Here is a 21,503-nt window from a genome sequence, read left to right on the forward strand (position 1 = left end):
GAGAGAATTTGGGCATAATTAAATACCACCGTTATAAATCCCCATCCCTTTGGGACGGGATAGTGGTAGGCCGATATTTATGCAAACAAAAACCGTTTACATACCAACATTAGAAAATGTAAGGAAAGCTGCTGCTACTCTCAACGGAGTGGCAGCAGTTACGCCTTTAACGCATAGCTTGCGATATTCCAAGAATTTCGAAGCCAATATCTTGCTTAAAAGGGAGGATTTACAGGTGGTGCGATCCTATAAAATTAGGGGAGCATACAATAAAATCAGTTCCTTGACAAAAGAAGAAAGGGAAAAAGGAATTGTTTGTGCATCTGCAGGAAATCATTCGCAAGGAGTTGCCTATTCATGCAAAGAGCTTAAAATTAAAGGGACCATTTACATGCCTTCCCCAACTCCCAGACAGAAGATTGAGCAGGTGAAAATGTTTGGGGAGGATTATATTGATATTGTTTTGGAAGGCGATACTTTTGATGATGCCAACAAAGCAGCCTTAACGGAATGTAACCGGTTGGGAAAAACTTTTGTGCATCCATTCGACGATGAAAAAGTTATTGAAGGTCAAGCTACGGTTGGTCTGGAAATTCTGGAACAAACCAAAAAGACCATAGATTATGTGTTTGTTGCCGTGGGGGGTGGTGGCTTGGCTTCTGGACTCTCCAGCGTTTTCGACGTGCTTTCCCCACAAACAAAAATTATTGGGATAGAACCGCAGGGGGCGCCCTCTATGAAAACGTCTTTAAAAAACCAAAAAAATACCGAACTCCAAGAAATCGATAAGTTTGTAGACGGGGCAGCGGTGCAACGAGTGGGAGATAAAACCTTTGCTATCTGCAAACAGTTTTTAGATGAAATGATTACCGTTCCGGAAGGAAAGGTATGTCAGGAAATACTAGACCTGTATAACAAAGATGCCATTGTAGTGGAACCCGCTGGGGCTTTAACACTGGCGGCTTTAGATTTTTATAAGGACAAACTGAAAGGGAAAAATGTAGTTTGTGTGGTAAGCGGCAGTAACAACGATATTACACGAACCGCAGAAATTAAGGAGCGCGCATTGCTCTACGCCAATTTAAAGCATTACTTTATCATAAGGTTCCCGCAACGAGCGGGTGCGCTTAAGGAATTTGTTGCTGAAATTTTGGGCCCTACGGATGATATTACCCATTTTCAATACACCAAAAAGAATGCAAAGGAAAATGCACCTGCCGTGGTTGGGATCGAATTGAAAGATGAAAAGGATTTAGAACCACTTATTGCCCGCATGAAAACCAGAAACTTTTTTGGGGAATATTTAAACAACAAACCAGACCTATTTCAGTATTTGGTTTAATTGTGATGTTATTAAAAAATTAGCTTTCTAGAATTTATTGAATTTCTCCTATCTAATTACGATATTTATAGGAATTACAAAAAATGAGCGCTTTATCGCATAAATAAAATACCATATGGAAACCAACACCACGACTTTTAAGGAAATACCAGAAAAATATCAAATAAAGGAACTAGTGCACCAGGACAAATTTCTGGTGGGTGGTCAACTAAAACCATGGACCGGTAAAACTACTGAAGTATATTCCACTATTTCTTCTACGGAAGATTATAAGCCAACATTATTGGGCTCCATTCCTTATATGAGCGAACCGGAAGCCGATGAGGCTTTGGAAGCCGCCGCAAAAGCATTTGATAAAGGAAAGGGGCTATGGCCTACTATGAAAGTTGCCGATCGAGTAGCTTGTATGGAGAAGTTTGTAAAACAAATGGAAACCAAGCGCGACGAGGTGGTAAAGCTTATAATGTGGGAAATAGGTAAAAACCTTCCGGATTCTGAAAAGGAATTCGACAGGACCGTGGAATACATTTACGATACGATTGAAGATTACAAACAGCTGGATCGAGATTCAGCTAACTTTAAAAAACGCGATGGTATATATGCGCACATACGAAGGGGGCCGTTGGGGATTGTTTTATGCCTTGGCCCGTACAACTATCCATTAAACGAAACTTTTGCTTTATTGATACCGGCTTTAATAATGGGAAACACTGCCATTTTTAAACCAGCAAAGCACGGAGTTTTATTGATTACACCACTATTGGAAGCTTTTAGGAACAGTTTTCCGAAAGGAGTGGTTAATATTGTTTATGGTCGCGGTAGGGAAGTAGCTGCCCCAATTATGAAATCTGGTAGGGTAGATGTCCTCGCACTTATTGGAAACAGTAAATCGGCTGTGGCTTTGCAAGATCAACACCCTTATAAAAATAGGCTGCGTTTGGTATTGGGACTGGAAGCCAAAAACCCGGCTATTGTATTGCCCGACGCCGATCTTGATTTGGCTATTAACGAATGTATTGCCGGTACATTATCTTTCAACGGTCAACGATGCACAGCTTTAAAATTAGTGTATGTGCACGAAGATATTCGGGAAGAGTTCAACAAGCGGTTCGCGCAAAGGGTAGACGAATTAAAGTTTGGAAATCCATGGGAGGAAGGTGTAAAATTAACACCACTACCAGAACCCGACAAGCCACAATATATTCAAGAATTAATAGCAGATGCAAAAGCGCATGGCGCTTCTGTTTTAAATAAAAAAGGTGGTCAAATTACCGAAAATTATATATTTCCGGCAGTTTTGTATCCTGTAAATAAAGACATGCGTGTTTATCATGAGGAGCAATTTGGTCCCGTTATTCCAATTGTACCATTTCATGATATAGAAGAGCCATTGGACGATATTGCCAATTCCAATTACGGGCAACAGGTAAGCTTGTTTGGAGCAGATTTACGTACCCTCGCTCCACTTATCGACACGCTGGTTAATTTGGTCTGTAGGGTAAACCTTAACAGTTCTTGCCAACGTGGGCCAGATGTGTATCCATTTACAGGAAGAAAAGATTCTGCCGTAGGTACTTTAAGCGTTCACGATGCATTGAGATCTTTCTCCATAAGAACCTTTGTAGCTTCTAAAGACAATGAATATAACAATAGAATCCTTAATGATCTTTTAGGCAGTAAAGCCTCTAATTTCGTAAGTACAGATTATATATTGTAGAAGAGTATTTTTTAATAAAAACAAAACCCCAAAGATTTTTTAACCTTTGGGGTTTTGTTTGAATAATAATAATGTCATTTTAAATCGTTCAATCCTTTTTCAGCATCGGATAAAACTGCCAATGCTGCAGTATGTTCGTCTTTGTGTACAAACATTCGAACTTGATTTACAATGGACGGACCAAAACCAGCAAGGCGTCCAGATTCTGTTTCGTTTTTAATAACTGGAACAATACCAACTTCTTCCAGTTTACTCTTTATAAAGGTTGCTTGAATGTCGCTTCCAGTAAATATTCTAATGTAATCTTCGTTTTCCATAACCTAAAGCTACGCATTAAAATACTTACTTTTCCATATAGCTTTGTTAAAATTCTTTCCTAAAGCAAAGCCATAAAAGATGGTAATACTGCCTATCATTTTAAACATAAAGAAATAAAGAAGCCAAAAGTTACTGCTGCTGTTATCCCGGGTAAAGAGCTCCATAGGAATAATTAAAGTGGCAACATAGCTAAGCAGCAAGACCAGAACAATAAGGTTGAATAAATTTTTAAAAGGAAGCACCATTAATTTACGAAGGGGATGAAGGTCGTTTCCCCATTTATGGATTAAATAATAATAATCGTTTCCAATGGGCGCAAATAACAAAGGGTCGTCGGCATTTTCGAGTTTAAAAAGTTTGGACGGTGCCATAATTTTGAGTCCGCTTAAAACGGTATCATGGGATTTTTCCAGGTTTTTTATTTCTGAAATTGCTTCCCGTGGAATCTGTCCCTTAAAATACTTGGAGTTTAAGAACCGCAAGCGATAATCGATACAGATTTTTTCAATTTGATCGATATGATAGATTCTGCTCGACTCCAATAAATCGAAATCAAAATTATTTTGATTGCTGTTATTGCCACTTTCCAAGGACTCCAAAATTCGATTTTCGTGGTTGGTATCTTCCGTTAAAATCGCTTGAACTTGATCTAAAATGGCTTTTTCTGAAAGGGATTTATCTCGATACGACTTTAGTTTCTCTTCAATATTCGTTCTTTTCAGCATGATTCTTCTATTAAGTTTGATGAGATGGTATCAAATTTAGTGAAATAATATCGGCATTACAATACTCATTATTAGCTATTTAAAAGTTTTTTGTGTTAAAATTCAGAAATAAAAGCAAAATAAATAAAACTCCGTTATTAAATCTTGCGTAAGTGAGGGTGTAATAAACTTAAAACAAAAAAACAATTACTATGAAAATTAAAAATTTAAAAAACGGAATTTTACTAGTGGCTTTATCTCTTATTGCTACCGTAACTATGGCTCAAGAAACTAAAATGGTTGGTGGTGCTGCAATGTATCCTACAAAAAACATTGTAGAAAATGCAGTAAACTCTAAAGACCATACCACTTTGGTGGCAGCGGTAAAAGCGGCTGGTTTGGTAGAAACTTTACAATCCGACGGTCCTTTTACAGTATTTGCCCCTACCAATGAGGCTTTCGCTGCTTTGCCCGAAGGAACTGTAGAAACCCTTTTAAAGCCTGAGAACAAAGAAAAATTGCAAGCTGTACTCACTTATCATGTTGTTGCAGGAAAGATGGATGCGATGGATTTAATGAATGCCATTAAAAAAGGAAAAGGAAAAGCAACCCTTAAAACTGTGAATGGTGAAAGCTTGACTTTTATGAAGAAAGGAAAAAAATTAATGGTGATGGATAGTAAAGGGAACAAAGCTAAAGTAACTATTGCAGACGTTTATCAGTCTAACGGGGTTATTCACGTAATTGATACCGTTCTACTACCATAAGGTGGGAATTATTGCTAAAGAAAAAGAATTAAAAGCCTTCTCTTGCAAAAGAGGAGGCTTTTAATTTTTGGACAGTTTAATTTTGAAGCTTTTAAAAGTGGTTGTCTAAAAAGTAAATTAAAGGATGTTTTCGCCAAATTGAGCGGAGATGTAATATTTCATTGTACTTTGAAGAATTTCTCAATTACCGTTTTAGAAAACTATTGAATTTGCAGGTAAACAACGGCTTTTGCATTATAATACTACCATTTTCAGGGAATATAAAAAAACCGATAGCAAAGCACTATCGGTTTTTGTTTGTTTTATGTTAAGAAAAACTATTTCGTTGGTTGTGCTTTGTCTACTACCAATCTTTCTGGTCTGTTGGCAATTTCCCACGCAGTTTGAAACACCAATTTAGCACGATTGGTCAATAAATCGTAATTTATTTTATCGGGGGTGTCCGTTATCTTGTGATAGTCGGCATGCGTTCCGTTAAAATAAAAGATAATAGGCACGTTATGCTTAGCAAAATTGTAGTGGTCACTACGATAATAAAAACGGTTAGGATCGTTTTCATCGTTGTAGGTATAATCCAATTCAATATTGGTATACTTTTCGTTTACTTCTTCCGATAATTCATGAAGGTCGGTACTCAATTTATCAGAACCTATTAAATAGATATAGTTTCTATCTCCATCCCGTTTCGGGTCAATTCTTCCGATCATATCAATATTTAAATCAGCTACAGTATTTGCCAATGGAAAAATCGGATTTTCGGAATAATATTCAGAACCTAGAAGTCCTTTTTCTTCTCCCGTAACATGAAGAAAAACAATCGATCTTTCAGGTCCATTTCCTTCTTCTGCGGCTTTTTTAAACGCTTCCGCAATTTCCAAGATAGCTACTGTTCCGCTACCATCGTCGTCGGCTCCATTAAAAACATTTCCATCGGGGTCTACACCCACGTGATCGAGGTGAGCGGAAATTACCAAATATTCATCTGGCTTACTTTTTCCTTTAATAAGCGCCACCACGTTTTCTGAGTCTACTTCTTTAGAGGTATTCTTTAAATTTAAGGTAATTTTTTCGTTTAGTTCTTTGGCTTTATTTTCAGTATCAACATCAGCATAAATTTTAGTAGCCACTTCTTTGTTCACATAAATATTAGCTACTTTTTTGTCATCGCTCTTTAAAGACATTTGTCCGCCATTTCCACTTTCCAAATAATGTTGGTATCTTCCTTCAGCACGGTTATAAAAAGCATCGTCGTAATAAATGATACCTTCTGCACCTTTTTCCGTAGCAATTTCAATTCTTTTGGTAAGTGTTTCACGCCAATTAGACCATACACTAGGCTCAGTGTTCCCGGTTAATAAATAGTTGCCACTTTCATCTTTGGGCTCTCCTATTTTTACTAGTACGTATTTACCTTTTATGTCGATATCATTATAGTCAGAATATTTTTCATCTTCGATGCCATATCCGGCATAAACGATGTCAAAGGTTTTATTGTCCACTGAAGAAAATGTGATGACACCTTCGCCCAATTTAAATTCTTCGTTGTTAATGGTAATGCTTCCTGTAGGAACGCCACTCACTTCCAAAGGTACTTTTTGAAAATAGTCGTCGCCACCTTTAGCGGCTGGGATTCCTAATGCTTGGTATTCCGCTTTTAAATATTCTACGGCTTTCTTTTGCCCTGGATCACCGGTTTCCCTTCCTTCAAATTCATCGGAAGCGTAAGTGTACAAATGTTCTTTTAATTCACCTTCGGTAATGGTGTTGGCATATTCCACTCGATCTTCATTAGAAGCAATGGTGCTTTCCGTAGAGGAGCTATTGTTTTGATGGGCACTATTGCAGCCCACCGCTAGAATAAGCCCTGCGTATAGGATTTTCTTCATGTATTAGAATGTTTTATAGTTCAGAATTTTTCAAAGATAATAAGGAAGATCAATATATGGCAGCCGTAAAACTTAATAACTTGTTAAAGTAAGTTTAATTCTGATATTCAGCAACTTGCAAAAGAGTTTTACATCTAAAGTCGATTATAATTTTTTTTTGTTAAATTTACTTAACATATTCCCCCGGCCATTAATATAGAAATTGACTAACGAATCAACTTAACTTTACATGGCTCAAAATTACTTTTCTTTGTTTTCATCATTTGAAACAAAAAAGTTCTCACTACGCGGTTCCCTGTGTAGAAACCGTTTTTTTTTAATAGTTTTCTTTTGTATCGGGATATACCAATTACAAGCACAAGATTGTAGCGTAAATGCAGGGATCGATGAAACTATTTGTGGAGATATAACTTCCTACAATCTCTCTGGATCTTCAGCTGGTAACATTAGTACGCCACCCACTTGGAGCCAAATTTCAGGCCCTTCTGTAACCATTGCAGATGCTTCAGATTTAAATACTGAAATCACGGGTATAGTTGGTGGTAATACGTATGGTTTCCGTTTATCGGCTGGATGTCAGGATGGAGTGGAGGTGTTTCAAGAAGTTGAAATTACCGTGCAGAATATTACCGTTGCCAACGCAGGTCAAGATATAGAAACCTGTCCAGATAGTTCTGGAGGAACATTAATTTCTGGTAATCAACCGAGTTTTCCCGGGGAGGTAGGCACTTGGAGTATTGTAGGAGGGAACGGTGCTGGTGTTACTATAAACAACCCAAACTCTAATAGCACAACCATTGATCTATCGGAAAGTTCGGCAGGGAGCACCACTTTGAGATGGACCATTACTGGCCCAGAATACGCTCCTGGTGAAAGCTGTCAAACCTTTGATGAAATAACCATAACTAATTACGGAGGAGAAGAACCGGTAGATGCTGGCCCTGATAAAACCCTAAACAGTTGTTATACGGTTTCCCAATCCACACAGCTCAACGGGAGTTTCGCTGGGAATGGTAGTGGTGGACAGCAAGGAACCTGGGAGTTCGTTAGCGGTCCGCGCCAACCAAACATAGTAGATCCAAATGATAATACAACCCAGGTAAACGGACTCTACGAAGGAGTATATGTTTTTCGATGGAATGTCTCTGGCCCTTGTGTTACGGGTTCAGATACGGTTACGATCACTGTGGAAGAAGCCACTCAAGATGTTACAAAGGCCACAGTGGCAAATAACGATCAAGTGTTTTGTAACCCAAGCGTAACGCGCACAACGCTGGTTGGAAATGAACCAGAATTTGCAGGGGAAACGGTGGAATGGACTCAAACGAGTGGCCCTATGGCCAACATAACCAACCCAAATAGTTCTACCACTGAGGTTACAGGACTTGCTTACGATAACACTTATAAATTTGATTATACTATTACCAATGAAGAAACAGGTTGCTCCACGAGAACCAATGTTACGGTTCGATATAGTGACAATAATTTATCGATAGAAGCCAATAGTGGCATGGATATTATTGCTGATTGTGGGGTGTTAAATATTGAAATTCCTTTTAGTACCACTGGTAACGGTATAAATGAATATAGTATTGTAAGTGGGCCGGCGGGAGCTTTTAACTATCCTACCGCTTACCAGAGTTTTGAAAATACCTCACCACTGGTGATTATGTTTGAAAAGTCGGGAACATATAATGTTGCTCTGCGAAGACGGGTTACAGGTGACATTCTTTCGGAATGTGATGTGGCGACATCGTCTATTAACGTGACGGTTTCTGTGTCTCCAACGCCTGCTAATGGTGGTACCAATCAAGTTTTAGAGTGCGGGGTAGAGGTTACAGAACTTACCGGAAACGAAGTGGAGTCTGGTACTTCGTTATGGACCCAAGTGGTGGGCCCTAATATGGCAATAATAGACGATCCCTATGCGAGAGTGACGGGAGTTTCTGGATTGATACCCGGAAATTACGTATTTCGTTATCTAGTGACAGCTGCTGGGGGCTCCTGTACTTCTTCGGAAACCACACAATCTGATGTTTTAGTTGTGGTTTCCCGAAATATCATCGATGATGAATCTGATGCAGGCCCAGATCAAACAGGGGTTTGTACAGGGATAGAGGTACAATTGGCTGCCAATGAGCCAGAATCCGGACAAGTAGGAACGTGGTCTCAAGTAAACGATGGTGCGCCTTTAACAGTAGTTTTTGAAGATGTAAACGACCCAAATACCACCGCAACTGGATTCGATCAAAATAATCAAAATTATACTTTACAATGGCTTTTAACGAGTGAAAGTGCCAGTTGTACTACCTCAAGTGTAGATCAAGTAAATATAACTACATCCGATTTTGAAGGGCCTACTCCAGCAGAAGCGGGGGATGATAGGTGCTATCCTTCTGGAACTATTGATATTTCCCTGCAAGGTAATGAGCCAAGGTTAATTGAAACAGGAACATGGACAGTAATGCCATCGGGTCCAGTTATTGATGATATTAATGATCCGAGTACTACAGTAACTCTTCCTAGTGACGGGGAGTATACTTTTACTTGGACTATTGAATCCCCAAATGGATGTGATCCTACTTCAGACGATGTATTGATTGTTATTGAAGATGAAGCAGATGCCGATGCTGGGCCGGATCAAACCGATTGTTCCAGTTCTTTTATAATGGCCGCTACTTCTTCTAACGGAAGAGGGGAATGGACGCAAGTTTTAGGTCCTGGAGGTTTTACCATTGTTGATCCTACCAGTCCGACTACCGAAATTACTTTTACCTTTTCTGGCTCGTATGTTTTCGAATGGACCGTAACTGCCGGGGAATGTTCTGTTGATTCAGATCAAGTTACTTTAAATGTTGGTTTACCTCCAACACAGGCAGATGCTGGGCCAGACCAAACTGTATGTAACGGTGGCAGCACCGTAACGCTTTCAGCAAATAATTTTAATTCTGATACAGAAACGGGAACTTGGAGCATCGCAGAAGGGGCTAGAACGACGCCTACCATTACAGATCCCAACGACCCAAATACAACGGTTACAGGACTCCTTACGGGGGAGTATACTTTTATTTGGTCTATAAAAGGGGATCCTAACTGCCCAAGCAGTTCAGATGAAGTTTTGGTGACTATTGCCACTCCGGCGAATGCAGGTGCAGACCAAAACTTGTGTAATGCTACCAATGTGTTTTTGCAAGCTGAGGAAGGATCTACCGGAACATGGACTCAGGTTTCTACGACAGGTAGTAATGCTACAATAGATCAAAGTGGTAATTCGAATATAGCCAATGTTCAGATAGAACCAGGCACAGATTATGTTTTTAGGTTTACAACAGATACGCCTGGATGTATTTCTTCGGATGATGTTGCTATAAACAACAGCGGATTACCAGAATTCCCACCCAATGCGGGTAGCAACGACCAAGTTTGTCAAGCAGATTTAGATCCAGCAAACACGTATACGCTCAGCGGAAATGATCCGCCAGACGGGGTTACAGCAGAATGGAGAATTGCCGACCAACCAGACGGAGGAGGGGCCACCATAACCGACCCGTCAAGCCCTACGACCACGATAACTAATTTAACCGTTCCCGGATTTTATATTTTAGAATGGAATTTTAGTGTAGGTAATTGTACAACAGAATCGGATGTATTGCGATTAACGGTTTTTCAAGAACCTTCTGATCCAGATGCAGGTCCAGATCAAGATAATGCCTGTGTGCTTTCTGCACAAATGAATGCAGAGGCGCCAACAGCTGGGGTGGGAACATGGACTTTTGCAACAGATCCCTCTAACGGAGATGCAATTATAGATAGTCCGAATTCCCCAACCACCACGATTTCCAATATTACAACTTTAGGGACATACACGCTTACTTGGACGGTTTCTACCGGGCCTTTTCCAGAGCCTTCAACCTGTGCCCCAAAAGAAGATACGGTAAACATAACTTTTGTAGATGAGCCTCCTATTGAAGCCAACGCAGGGATGGATCAAGAGCTTTGTTTAATAGCCCCCGCCACAAGTACTACTAACACCCTAGATGCTGCAGATATTCCAAGTGGAGACCAAACGGTAGGAACGTGGACTTTGGTTAGCGGGCCAAATACGCCAACTTTTGCCAATGCCAACAACGCAAATACCGCCGTTTTAAATTTAGTTGCTGGAATATATGAGTTTATGTGGACCACAGAAAAAGGTGGTTGTACAGATGAAGACACAGTAAGCATTATTGTATATGCGTCACCAACGGAAGCTGAAGCAGGTCCAAACCAAACCATTGCAGAATTCACACCTCTAATACTGGATGGAAATACGCCGACGACCGGTACAGGAACGTGGTCGCAATTAGATGGGCCAACCAATGCTGTATTCACCAATGCGAACAATCCAAAAACCTCTGTAAACGATGTTACCAAAGGAACTTATTTCTTTGCGTGGACAATTGAAAACGGTGTTTGCGATAGTTCTTCCGATGTAGTTAAAATTGAAGTCATAGGAAACGCAGATTTGGAGTTAACCAAGGTTGCCACTGTAACAAGGTTTACCCCGAACGTGGTCTCACCAGGGGACATAGTAACTTTTACCCTGGAAGTATTCAATAATAACCTTAGTGGAACTTCTGATGCAACTGGAGTGAGTGTCGCAGATATTTTGCCAAATGGTTATAGGTTGATAAATAATACAATTTCTAATAACGGAATCTATTATTCTGGGAATTCTACTGTGGTTTGGGAAGATCTGTCTATTGCACTCGGCGAAACGGTGAGTCTTTCATTCCAAGCGGAGATAGAGAAAGAAGGGGATTTCGAGAATAGAGCTTTAATAATCGCTTCCGATCAAGTTGACCCAGACAGTGACCCCAATGCTGGATTTAATGAAGACGACCTCAACGATGGTATTGCCGATGACGATGAAGATATAGCTTTAGTTTTAGTGGAACCGGCAGATTTACAGCTTACAAAATCGGCTAATAAATCTTCCGCGAATATCAACGAAGAAGTAATCTTCCGTTTAGACCTTGTTAACAACGGGCCTGGAGGAGCTGCAGATATAGCAGTAAAAGATACCATCCCAAGTGGATACACTTTTGTAAATGGTTCAGCAAGTAATAATGGGGTTTACAATCCAGGTGATAAAAGTATAACATGGAGCAATATTACATTAAACGGTGGGTTTACCAGTACATTAACATATAGGGCTTTTCCAAATAGTACAGGCACCGATTATACCAATGTTGCCGAAATTACCGCTTCCAATAATCTTGACCCAGATAGCGATCCAACTACCAGTACCGACGTAGATGACTTAAACGATGGGGAACCCGATGACGATGAGACCAATTTAACTGTTCCGGTTGCTGAAACAGATTTATCTTTGGCGAAAACGGTAGATAACAATACGCCAGATGTGGGAGAAACCGTTACATTTACGTTAACACTCACCAATGAAAGCGATACCGATGCTACTGGTGTTACTGTTCAAGACGTTGTACCCTCTGGATACGATATTTTAACTATTAACAACAGTGGTATTAGAGCAGGAAATACTATTACATGGACTGGTTTTAACATTCCTGCACAAACTTCACTAACTGCCGTGGTAACGGCAGAGGTTCTCGCACCCAAAGGAACAATCAACGAATATCTAAATGTGGCGCAAGTTACGGCCATGGATCAAGTGGATGTGGATAGCACTCCAGATAATGATGATGGCGACCAAAGTGAGGATGATGAAGCTAATATTCCTGTAACTCCCCAAGTGGCAGATCTAAGTTTGACGAAAACAGTGAATAATACCACTCCAAATCTTGGAGAAAGTGTCACTTTTACGGTTACCGTAACTAACGATGGTCCGAATGGTGCTAGTGGAGTTAGTATTGTAGATATATTGCCATCTGGATATAATTTGCAAACTGTCAACAACGGCGGATTTGCTTCTGGCAATATAGCCACTTGGAACAATTTATCCATTGCTAATGGCAGTAATGTTGTACTCACTTATGAGGCTATCGTAACTCAAGGGGACGGCTCCTTGCTATCCCATACCAATACAGCGCAAATTACTGCTGTGGATCAATTTGATCCAGATTCTACTCCAAATAATAATAGGCCTAGTGAAGACGATCAAGCGATTGCGAATACGGTAATACAAAATTTGGTGGATATAGAAGTGACAAAAGTATCCGATATTCAAACGGTAAACCCAGGGGATGAAGTTAATTTTACGATCCAAGTTACCAACAAAGGGCCAAGCGATGCCACGGGAGTACTTGTACAGGATCGTATGGGAGACAATTTAGATTATGCCTCCGATACCGCTCCAGCAGGAACTACATTTACCTTTGACACAAATACTAATGAGGGAGTTTGGAATATTGGAAACTTAGATGCAGGGGATAGCATTGAGATTGTTATAACAGCCAATGTTAATACAAATGCTTCTCCTGGCGAATATTTGAATGTTGCTGAATTGACGAACCTAAACGAAACAGATTCTGATTCCACACCAGGAAATAATGTTCTTTCTGAAGATGATCAAGATGAAGTTGATTTAGATGCTACTTTGGAATCGGATTTGAGTTTGACAAAAACGGTTGACCTTTCAGAACAAGTGGTTGGTGAAGACGTAGTTTTTTCCATTACCGTAACCAACGACGGACAATCAACAGCTACTGGGGTAGAAATCACCGATGTCTTGCCAGATGGTTATTCTTTTGTAAGTGCAACTACTACCGATGGAACTTATATTAATTTAACGGGTGTTTGGACCCTCGCTACTAATTTGGGGGTAGGGGAATCCGAAAACCTTCAAATTACAGCCACTGTAAATCCAACGGGAGATTATTTAAATCAAGCTGAAGTTTCTGCTTCAGACAATCCAGATCCAGATTCCACCCCAAATAACGGAGCCAATGGCGAAGACGATTTTGCAGAGGTGGAAGTTATGCCAATACCAATTATTGATTTGGCGCTTACTAAAGTGGTAGATAATGCCACTCCAGATATAGGCGATGAGATTGTTTTTACTTTGAATGTTACAAATAATGGGCCAAGCGATGCTACTGGAGTATCAGTTAAAGATTTACTTCCTGAAAAGTTAGAATATGTAGGAGATGATTCTGCAGGGGCTTACGATACGGCAACTGGGATTTGGACTATTGGGGATTTGGCAGTTTCTGCCTTTGAAACTTTAAATATTACCACAAAAGTTCTATTGTACGATGATGCCCAGCCGATTCCGTTACCAGATTATTTGAATACTGCAGAAGTCTTTTCAGCAAATGAAGAAGATAGTAATTCCACACCCAATAATGGAAGTAATTCAGAAAATGATTATGCTGAAGTTCAAGTTACCCCAAATCCTACACTCGTAGATTTATCGGTAACGAAAACAGTTGATAACCAGAGTCCAATAGTTGGGGATGAAGTGGTATTTACGATAACCATAACCAACGATGGGCCACAAGATGCCAGTAGTGTTGTGGTAACCGACCGACTCAATGAACCTGGATTTGGGTATGTTGGCAATAGTACGTCCGTAGGAAACTATGTACCCGCTTCTGGTGCCTGGGAAATAGGGGACTTAGCCGCTGGAACTTCAGAAACCTTAACAATTACAGTCACGGTTCAACAATTAGGATCGTATGTGAATACGGCTCAAGTGACCGATCAAGATCAATTGGATTTAGATTCATCGCCAGCAAATAATGATCCTTCCGAGGATGATTATGATACCATAACATTAACCCCACAATTTCCTGCCGATTTAGCTTTAACAAAAACGGTAAATACAACAACCCAAGATGTAGGAAAACTGGTAAGCTTTAACATCGAAATACTTAACAACGGTCCTGCTATTGCTACTGGAGTAGAAGTGACAGATCTATTGCCAGATGGTTATACTTTTGTTGGTGCCACAGGAACAGGAACCTATGATGAGACTACAGGTGTTTGGTCTTTGGGAACTCCTATAGCGGTTGGAGGCACGGAAAATGGAACCATTGTTGCACGGGTAAAAGCCACTGGGAATTATGTTAACGTCGCAGAAATAACGGCTGCAGATCAAACAGATCCAGATCTTGGTAATAATACGGATGATGCTGAGGTAACTCCTAATTTATTGATTGATCTTTCTTTGAATAAATTAGTTAGCAAGCTCACCCCTAAAGTTGGAGAACGGATTTTCTTTACCTTGGCATTGACCAACGATGGTCCGAGTGATGCTACAGATATTGATGTGACTGATGTTTTACCCGCTGGATATACATTTATAGACACTGATGGAAATTACGATGAAGCTTCAGGCATTTGGAGTGTACCAAGCTTAGCTGCAGGGGAAACGGAAATTCTTAAAATATTTGTAACCGTAAATGCATCTGGACCCTATTTAAATTCTGCCGAGGTTACTGCCGCAGATCAAGAAGACATTAATTCTACACCAAATAATAATGATGTAAATGAAGACGATTTCGACCGCATTGCGGTTGTTCCGCTCCGTCCAGTGGATATCCAGGTGGATAAAATCGTTGATAATGAAAACCCCGGAATAGGAGATGAGGTTACCTATACCATTACCGTTTTAAACGATTCAAATAGCGGACTTTATGTGAGTGATGCCAGTGGACTATCTGTAAGGGATATATTACCTACTGGGCTTAATTTTGTGAGTGCCAACGCTTCTTTAGGTTCGTACAATGAAGATGTAGGAACATGGGATATTGGCGATTTGGCAAATGGAGCTACTGTAACATTAGATATTACAGCTTCTGTAAGAGCCATAGGTAACTATACTAATACAGCAGAATTAATTGCATCAAACAATCCAGATCCAGATTCCACACCCGGCAATGGCGTGGAAACAGAAGACGATCAATCCACAATTATAGTTACACCAACTACGGCCGCTGATCTTTCGTTGGAAAAAACAGTAAATAATGCTACTCCGAATACAGGGGAGAATGTCCAATTTATTATTACTGTTAATAATGACGGACCTGGAATAGCGACTGGGATAGAGGTTACAGAATACTTACCTAATGGATTCACTTTTGTAGGTGCGGTTCCAACAGATGGTGTGTACAACCCCAGTAACGGGATTTGGGATTTAAGTGCTCCTTTGCTTTCTGGAGGAACCCAAAGCATAACTATTGTAGCAAGGGTAAACGCCGCTACGGGTACACCCAATGAGTTTTTAAATACAACAGAAATTACAGCGGCAAACAACAATGACCCCGATTCTACTCCGGGCAATGGCGATGCCACTGAAGATGATTATGCTGAGGTATTGGTAACACCAGCATCTTTAATCGATCTTTCTTTAACCAAAACAGTAAATGTGTTAAGGCCAGATACCGGGGATGAGGTTGTCTTTACCATTGTTATTAGTAACGATGGTCCGAGTATGGCAACTGGCGTTCAGGTAACAGATATGCTTCCTGCTGGATACACGTATGTATCAGATAATGTTTTTGGTCTATACAATGCCACCACAGGAATTTGGGAAGTGGGAGAATTGGCCGATAATGAATCTAAAACATTAGAAATTACCGCTACGGTGAACCCCTCTGGAAGCTATGTTAATATTGCTGAAGTATCAGCAGCCAACGAAACAGATGCCGATTCTACACCTGCAAATGGCGATCCTAATGAAGATGATCAAGATCAGGCTCAAATTCTTCCTAGGGTGGTATTGGATATTGGCCTTGAAAAAACAGTAGATAAACCAAGGCCTACCATAGGAGGGAACGTGGTCTTTACCATTACTGCTTCAAACCTAGTCATCGCGGAAGCTACGAATGTTGGGGTAGAAGATATACTTCCGGCAGGTTATCAATTTGTGAGTGCTACCGCAACGAGCGGAAACTATGATGAAAGTGTAGGGGTTTGGTCCATTTCAACTTTCCCTGGGGAATCTTCAGAAACGTTGAGTATAACTGCCGAAGTGGTGGATGTAAACGATTATGTTAACGTGGTTACATTAGCTTTCCTAGATCAAATAGATACTAATCCAGATAACGATAGAGCAGAGGTTTCTGTAGAACCTAATTGTTTAACTATCTATAATGAGTTCTCACCTAACCAAGATGGGGTAAATGAGTTTTTCTTTATCGATTGTATTTCGCAATATCCAAACAACCGATTGGAGGTTTACAACCGTTGGGGAAGCCTAGTGTTTGCCGAAAATGGATATAATAACGATTGGGGAGGAACCACCAATGGCATTGCTACCGAAAAGGTATTGCCATTGGGTACTTATTATTACATTTTAGATCTAGGGGACGGTTCAGAACCTGTTTCAGGATGGTTATATATCAATAAATAATGGTCTGTTTAATTACGGTTGGAGTATTTAAAATAAATAAAACCTTCGGGTTAAAATGCAAATAAAATAAAGCATTAGAATGAAAGTAAATTGGAAATATATAGTAATTGTGGTCGCTTTTCTTTGCGGTAGCATTTCCTTTGCCCAGCAATATCCACAATACACACAGTATATGTACAACACTATGAGCATTAATCCGGGTTACACAGGCTCGAGGGGGCATTTATCCCTAGTTGGTCTCTATAGAACGCAATGGGTTGGTCTCGATGGGGCCCCAGAAACGCAGACCTTTGGGATTGATACACCGGTTGGAAAAAATGTAGGACTGGGACTTAATGTGGTACATGACGCTTTGGGCCCTACCAACGAAACCTATTTAGATGGTAATTTCTCCTACACAGTTCGATTGGACGGGGAAGACCAATTGCTTTCGTTCGGTCTAAAAGCCGGAGGAAGGTTTTTTGATGCCGATTTTAGTAAAGGGATTTATAAAGATCCCGATGTTTCTTTTCAAGGGGATATCAATAAATTTTACCCAACCATTGGAGCGGGGGTTTATTACCATACCAATAAAGGATATTTAGGGGTTTCTGTTCCCAACTTTTTTGCTGAAGATCATTACGATGATGTGGAAGAAGAAATTGGAGTGGAGCGCGTTCATTTCTATTTCATCGGTGGAAAAGTGTTTGATTTAAGTTATGACGTTAAATTCAAACCGGCATTTATAGTGAAATATGTCCCAGCAGCGCCTGTTATAGCAGATTTATCCGCGAATTTTATGTTTTACGATCGGTTCACGCTTGGAGCTGCTTACCGTTGGGGAGATTCTTTTAGTGCGTTGGTTGGTTTACAGATTACAGATGGTATTGGGCTTGGTTATGCATACGATGCCACCACCACCAATTTAAAAAATTACAGTTCGGGAACACATGAAATTTATGTGCGTTTCGAATTTAAATCGAACAAACAAAAATTAAAATCACCACGATTCTTTTAAATATGCAGCATTTTAAAAACATAGTGTTAATGGTTATTCTATTGATGAGCGTTTTGGTGAGTGCACAAACCAAGGATAGAGCTTCTGATAAGAATTTTGATAGATATTGGTACAAAAAAGCAGCCGCTCAATATGAAAGTGCTGTAAAAAGAGGGGACACCTCCAAAGAAACATTAATGAAATTGGGCGATGCCTATTATTTCAACTCCAATATGGAAAAGGCTGCCCATTGGTATGGAGAACTTTTTTCTAAATACGAAAACGAACTGGAACCCAAATACGCTTTTCGCTATATCCAAACCTTAGAGGCCAACGGTGACTATGTTTTGGCAAAGGGACTTATGAAAATTTATACTGAAAAGTTAAAAGATTCCGGTTTTACTGTCGATCAATTGAAAAACAACGACAAGCTCATTGATGCTTTACAAAACATGCAGCCTAAGTTTTATGTAACCCATTTATCCATCAACACTCAATTTTCTGATTTTGGAGCCGTAAGGTTCGGAAATAGGGTCGTTTTTGCTTCAGCAAGGGACTCCAGCGTGGTTACCACCAGAAAATATCGTTGGAACGATCAACCGTTTTTAAATTTGTTTATTGCAGATACTGTTCAAGCTGGAACCGACCTTAAAAAGGTACAGCCTTTTTCCAAAAATTTAAACAGTAAGTACCACGAGGCCAGTGTAGCCTTTACCAAAGGGTACGATACCATTTATTTTACACGGAATAATTATTTACACGATTGCCTGAAAAGAGATGAAGATGGATCCAACAATTTAAAAATTTACCGCGCTACTCTGTCAAACAATAATAAATGGCAGGATGTTACAGAACTTCCTTTTAGTAGCGACAATTACTCCATAGGCCACCCTTGTTTAAGTCCTGATGGTAAAAAACTCTATTTTACTTCAGATATGCCGGGTACTATTGGAGGTTCAGATATTTACGTGGTGAATATTTTGAACGACGGTACGTTTTCTGAACCTGTAAATCTGGGAACAAACATTAACACCAGCGGTAGGGAAATGTTTCCCTTTGTCACTAAGGATAAAATTTATTTTGCTTCAGATGGACATTTGGGTTATGGCGGACTCGATGTTTTTGAGGCTTTTAAAGAAGGGGAAGGCTATTCCAAACCTCAAAACTTAGGAAGGCCTTTAAATAGTGGAATGGATGATTTTGCCTACACCGTAAACGAAACAACACGGCAAGGCTATGTTTCTTCCAACAGGCCGGGAGGTGCCGGAGACGACGATATTTATTCTTTCCAGCGTATGGATATGCCTTGCATTCAAACAGTGGAAGGGGTAGTCACCAATTTGGATAGTAAGTTTCCAGAAGCCAACGTTTCAGTAAAGTTGTTAAGCAATGGGAAAGTTATAGACAGCACCTTTACAGATGCCAACGGTAAGTATGCATTCAACACAGCTGTTAATTGTGAAGAGGCTTACAAGGTTGTGGCAGCCAAAGAGAGTTTCGATAGTGCTGAAAAAAGTATCAATACCAATGCAGAACCAAACTTTGTAAACGAAGTCCCACTCGAAATAAATCATAAACTAATAGTACAGGAAGGAGAGGATTTAAAAATTAAAATCGGACTTATTTATTTTGATTTTGATAAATCTAAAATTACACGACGTGCAGAAGTGGTTTTGGATACGGTAGTTGGTTTAATGAAGGAATATCCGGGAATGGTGATAAAAATAGAATCGCATACCGATTCGCGCGGAAATGATGAATACAATCTAAAATTATCGGATAGACGGGCGAAAGCTACCCGCGATTACATTGTTTCCCAAGGTATAGAAGCAGCCAGAATAGAGAGTGCCCTTGGATATGGGGAATCTCAATTGCTAAATAATTGTTCTAACGGGGTTTCATGTACAGAGGAAGAGCATAATATTAATAGGCGCTCAGAATTTATTATCGTTAAGATGAAATAAAAAAATGAGGTTTGGTGAAATCGTTTTAAGATTCGTCAAACCTCATATCTTTTATCCGGTAAGATTGAATGCTAATTGATGGTATCTAGATTTTCCTCAATTTCTGCATCTTCTTCTAATTCCAATTCCTCTAATTCCGACTCGATTTCTTCCAATTCCTCTATGGCTTCTTCTTGGGATTCTTCAATCCGTTCTTCATATTGGGTGTCTTCTACTACTTTTTCCTCAGCAAACAGACTTTTAGAAATAACTATTACCCCACATAAAATAGCAACACCTAGGAAAATATTTGGCATTAATTGTTTCTGGCCTTTAGAATATTTGTATTTCAGTATTAAAGCTAAAAGTAAAGCAATTAAAATTGGGATCAACGCTATGGTTCCCAAAGGTAAAATGGCAAATATAACAGCTATAACCAACGCAACAGCCGATAAAATAATTAAAGTGATTCTCATGGTTTTTAGAGTTAAAGTCCGCTTGCGGATGTTAATTTTAGTTGTCCTGTGCCTACAGGAATATTGAATTTCATTTGTACAGGTATTTTTTTGTTATCGGCAGTCAACCAAATAAGATTTTCGTCTTTACCACGTAAGGCATCCGTCTTTGCAGAAACAGAAAGTTTGTAACAATTTTTTTTCCCCAAAGGGCCAGCGTCTACTGTTTCATTTCCCATATACTTTATTTTAACTGGAAATTCCTTATTGTCGAAAAGTATAGTAACATTGTTGTAATTACCGGTTTGCATATTTCCGAAATTTAAATTACGCAACTGGTAAATAGTGGAAACGATGTCGCTAGTATTGGCGCCTATTTTTAAAGTACGGGTCTGGTCTTTGATATTTTTCTTATTCAGTACGCTCTTTACGGTTCCTTTGGAATAACTAAAACTGTATTTCAATTGTTTTTTATAACCACCTTCATCAATATCCCTTTTGTATAATATTGGCTTTAGGGTTTTTGGATTTACGTAAGATTCGTAAATATCACGTATCTTAAAATAAGAATCCCATTTGGAAAAAGTAATGGCTTTGCACCTTAAATTGAGAAGTGTGGATTTGGACGTTTTAATTTCCGAAGTTTCCATGGTTACTTGCGCAAACGTTGTTAAAAGACCGCTCATATTGTAGGAAGCGGTGTAAACAAGTTTTTCGTTTGGCTTGCTGGTAGTGTTTTCTTGAGCCAAACACATCATACCAGTTAGCATGATGGCATAAAGAATTTTTTTCATCAGGTTAGATTGTTTTAGGGCTATGGGTTGGTTTAAATTTTTTGATTAAATACATTTTATTCGGTGTTTTTTAATATTGTTAGGCGTTGCTAAATAACAAAAAAAGCAATTACAAAAATCATCCTTAATTTTATTTTTTATAAATTCAATAAGAAGGGAGATATTTAATAGTATATGATTAGAAAGTTCTTTCTTGAACGTATATTTGTTATAGCTCTAATAGGAAATGAGTGCGAATAGATGCCGAAAAAACAACATTTTATAAAATCTAAATTTTTAAGAG

General features: G+C 39.4%; 11 protein-coding genes. 6 read left to right on the forward strand and 5 right to left on the reverse strand.

Annotated elements, in window-relative coordinates; all coding sequences use genetic code 11:
* The first annotated feature begins 79 nt into the window (after positions 1-79).
* Both ilvA and HX109_RS12455 read left to right on the forward strand, forming a co-directional pair.
* Positions 80-1,342, forward strand: coding sequence for a threonine ammonia-lyase IlvA (gene ilvA, locus HX109_RS12450; protein WP_178952470.1), 1,263 nt, complete (start codon positions 80-82; stop codon positions 1,340-1,342).
* Between the two features lie 115 nt (positions 1,343-1,457).
* Positions 1,458-3,059 carry an NADP-dependent glyceraldehyde-3-phosphate dehydrogenase gene (locus tag HX109_RS12455; RefSeq protein WP_178952472.1) on the forward strand — a complete coding sequence of 534 codons (1,602 nt, stop codon included), beginning with the start codon at positions 1,458-1,460 and terminating at the stop codon, positions 3,057-3,059.
* 74 nt (positions 3,060-3,133) lie between these two features.
* On the opposite strand, the gene HX109_RS12460 is transcribed toward HX109_RS12455, so the two are convergent.
* Both HX109_RS12460 and HX109_RS12465 read right to left on the reverse strand, forming a co-directional pair.
* A complete protein-coding gene (locus HX109_RS12460; RefSeq protein WP_178952474.1) occupies positions 3,134-3,376 on the reverse strand; it encodes a putative signal transducing protein in 243 nt (80 codons plus the stop codon).
* 9 nt (positions 3,377-3,385) lie between these two features.
* Positions 3,386-4,102: a hypothetical protein gene (locus HX109_RS12465; RefSeq protein WP_178952476.1), complete on the reverse strand. Its 717-nt coding sequence runs from the start codon at positions 4,100-4,102 to the stop codon at positions 3,386-3,388.
* 191 nt (positions 4,103-4,293) lie between these two features.
* Here HX109_RS12465 and HX109_RS12470 point away from each other — a divergent pair, with 191 nt between their 5' ends.
* Positions 4,294-4,848, forward strand: a complete 555-nt coding sequence (locus HX109_RS12470; protein WP_178952478.1) for a fasciclin domain-containing protein — start codon at positions 4,294-4,296, stop codon at positions 4,846-4,848.
* 317 nt (positions 4,849-5,165) lie between these two features.
* On the opposite strand, the gene HX109_RS12475 is transcribed toward HX109_RS12470, so the two are convergent.
* A complete protein-coding gene (locus tag HX109_RS12475; protein ID WP_178952480.1) occupies positions 5,166-6,734 on the reverse strand; it encodes a M28 family peptidase in 1,569 nt (522 codons plus the stop codon).
* Positions 6,735-6,963: 229 nt separating this feature from the next.
* On the opposite strand from HX109_RS12475, the gene HX109_RS12480 reads away from it, so the two are divergent.
* From HX109_RS12480 to HX109_RS12490, 3 genes are all read left to right on the forward strand, one after another.
* Positions 6,964-17,052 carry a PKD domain-containing protein gene (locus tag HX109_RS12480; protein WP_178952481.1) on the forward strand — a complete coding sequence of 3,363 codons (10,089 nt, stop codon included), beginning with the start codon at positions 6,964-6,966 and terminating at the stop codon, positions 17,050-17,052.
* A gap of 79 nt (positions 17,053-17,131) precedes the next feature.
* Complete coding sequence (locus tag HX109_RS12485) at positions 17,132-18,049, forward strand: type IX secretion system membrane protein PorP/SprF (RefSeq protein ID WP_178952483.1); 918 nt, start codon at positions 17,132-17,134, stop codon at positions 18,047-18,049.
* A 2-nt stretch (positions 18,050-18,051) separates the two neighbouring features.
* Positions 18,052-19,992 carry an OmpA family protein gene (locus HX109_RS12490; protein ID WP_178952485.1) on the forward strand — a complete coding sequence of 647 codons (1,941 nt, stop codon included), beginning with the start codon at positions 18,052-18,054 and terminating at the stop codon, positions 19,990-19,992.
* 71 nt (positions 19,993-20,063) lie between these two features.
* Here HX109_RS12490 and HX109_RS12495 read toward each other — a convergent pair whose 3' ends face one another.
* Positions 20,064-20,447 carry a hypothetical protein gene (locus HX109_RS12495; RefSeq protein ID WP_178952487.1) on the reverse strand — a complete coding sequence of 128 codons (384 nt, stop codon included), beginning with the start codon at positions 20,445-20,447 and terminating at the stop codon, positions 20,064-20,066.
* Between the two features lie 11 nt (positions 20,448-20,458).
* Positions 20,459-21,220, reverse strand: coding sequence for a DUF3108 domain-containing protein (locus HX109_RS12500; RefSeq protein WP_255462694.1), 762 nt, complete (start codon positions 21,218-21,220; stop codon positions 20,459-20,461).
* Between the last annotated feature and the right edge of the window lie 283 nt (positions 21,221-21,503).

Source organism: Galbibacter sp. BG1 (assembly GCF_013391805.1).
Classification (GTDB): Bacteria; Bacteroidota; Bacteroidia; order Flavobacteriales; family Flavobacteriaceae; genus Galbibacter.